Raw genomic sequence first — 2,331 nt, 5'->3', positions numbered from 1 at the left:
CGCTTGTCCGGTTCTGAGAGGGGCCGGGTCGCAACTTGGACCACGGGCGAGATCATGTGGCACCGCCAGGAAACTAGGCGGCAAACAGAGAACACAAACGTCGCCCTACCGTCCGGGGAGTGCCCGGCCTACTCAAAACCCCGCAGACCCCATCACCCGGAGATCGCCATGAAAGCCAGAGCCGCCGTTGCCTGGGAGCCCATGAAGCCCCTGTCTATTGAAGAGATCGACGTCGAAGGCCCGAAGGCGGGCGAGGTCCTGCTGAAGGTCGTCGCCTCCGGGGTCTGCCACACCGATGCCTTCACCCTGTCCGGCCAGGATCCGGAGGGCGCCTTTCCCTGCGTGCTGGGCCACGAAGGCGGCTGCGAGGTGCTGGAATGCGGACCGGGCGTCACCAGCCTGAGGCCGGGCGACCACGTCATCCCGCTCTACATCCCTGAGTGCGGTGAGTGCGACTACTGCCACTCCCCCAAGACCAATCTCTGTCAGTCCATCGCCTCGACGGTCTGGACGGGCTACATGCCGGACGGTACCAGGCGCTTTTCCCAGAACGGCAAGCCTATCTTCCACTACATGGGCTGCTCGACCTTCTCCGAACTCACGGTGGTTCCGGAGATCGCGCTCGCCAAGATCAACCCGGCGGCGGCGCTGGACAAGGTCTGCCTGCTCGGCTGCGGCATCACCACCGGCATCGGCGCGGTGCTGAACACCGCCAAGGTTGAGCCGGGTTCGACGGTGGCGGTCTTCGGTCTCGGCGGCATCGGCCTGTCCGTCGTGCAGGGCGCGGTGATGGCGAAGGCTGCACGGATCATCGCCGTCGACATGAATCCGGACAAATTCGCGATGGCGCGCCAACTCGGCGCCACCGACTGCATCAACCCGCGGGAGCTGACCGGCAGCGTCACCGAGGCCATCGTGGAAATGACCCAGGGCGGCGTCGACTATTCCTTCGAGTGCATCGGCAATGTGGACGTGATGCGCGAGGCGCTGGAGTGCTGCCACATGGGCTGGGGGGTCTCGACCATCATCGGCGTGGCCGGCGCCGGGCAGGAGATTCGCACCCGGCCCTTCCAACTGGTGACCGGGCGCACCTGGAAGGGGACCGCCTTCGGTGGCGTGAAGGGACGCAGCCAGCTGCCAGGCTATGTGGATCGGTACCTGGCGGGCGAGATCGAGGTGGATCGGATGGTCACCCACACCCTGCCGCTGGAGGACATCAACCGCGCCTTCGAGCTGATGCACAGCGGCGAGAGCATTCGCTCAGTGATCGTTTTTTGAGGAGATTGGCATGCAACGGATCGAACGCATCCGCGAATTCGGCGGCTGGCTGGAGCGCTACAGGCATGACTCCGAGACCTGCCACTGCCCCATGACCTTCTCGGTCTATCTGCCGCCACGGGCCGAAGCCGCGCCGGTGCCCGCCGTCTATGTTCTCTCCGGGCTGACGTGCACCGACGATAACGTGCGGGTCAAGGCCGGCGCCCAGCGCTATGCCGCCGAGCTGGGGCTGGCGTTGGTGATGCCGGACACCAGCCCGCGCGGAGACGGGGTCGCCGACGCGCCCGAGCGTTACGACCTGGGTCAGGGCGCCGGGTTCTACGTCAACGCCACCCGTCAGCCTTGGGCGGCGCACTACCGGATGTTCGACTACGTCAACCGGGAGCTGCCCGCCCTAGTGGAACGCGATCTACCGCTCATCCCCGGACGGCGATCCATCACCGGGCACTCCATGGGCGGCCACGGCGCCTTGATCAGCGCCTTAAAGAATCCCGGCCTCTACCGCTCGGTCTCGGCCTTCGCGCCGATCTGCAACCCGGTCGCATGCGGCTGGGGCCAAGGCTGCCTCGGGGCCTATCTGGGCGACGACTTGGCGGTTTGGAAGGAATGGGACGCGACCGAGTTGATCCGCGCGGGCGCGCAACCCATCCCACTGCTGATCGATCAGGGCACGGACGACGAATTTCTCCGCGACGGACAGCTCAGGCCCGAGGCGCTATCGCGCGCCTGCGAGGAGCACGACCTTCCGCTCAAGCTGCGGATGCAGCCCGGCTACGACCACAGCTATCACTTCATCGCCACCTTCATCGGCGAGCATCTGGCCTACCACGCACGCGCCCTGGCGAAAGCCTAAGGCGATTTCCGGAAATGATCTTACCCACTCACGTTTCGGAGTTCAAAATCGGCCCTAAAAAGGATCCAATAGGTTGTTTATTAAGGAATAATGTCCTCAAAAATGGTAAAATGTCATGTGCTTGAATCATGACAACCACTCAAGAGGCCACGATGAAGACGCCCACATCCCAGACGGCGCTGCCAAGTCTCACCAGCGGT

The 2,331-nt window shown here is 64.4% G+C and carries 2 protein-coding genes; both read left to right on the top strand.

Going from position 1 to position 2,331, the window contains the following annotated elements:
• Window positions 1-168 precede the first annotated feature (168 nt).
• Window positions 169-1,278 (top strand): S-(hydroxymethyl)glutathione dehydrogenase/class III alcohol dehydrogenase, encoded by a 1,110-nt coding sequence (locus CKO23_RS24420; RefSeq protein WP_200336058.1) that lies wholly within the window; start codon window positions 169-171, stop codon window positions 1,276-1,278.
• A gap of 10 nt (window positions 1,279-1,288) precedes the next feature.
• Window positions 1,289-2,131 (top strand): S-formylglutathione hydrolase, encoded by an 843-nt coding sequence (fghA, locus tag CKO23_RS24415; protein ID WP_200336056.1) that lies wholly within the window; start codon window positions 1,289-1,291, stop codon window positions 2,129-2,131.
• Window positions 2,132-2,331: the final 200 nt, after the last annotated feature.

Source organism: Thiocystis violacea (assembly GCF_016583565.1).
In the GTDB taxonomy this organism is placed as follows: domain Bacteria; phylum Pseudomonadota; class Gammaproteobacteria; order Chromatiales; family Chromatiaceae; genus Thiorhodococcus; species Thiorhodococcus violaceus_A.
Note: the sequence above shows the minus strand (reverse complement) of the source record. Positions and strands in the feature narration are given on the sequence as shown.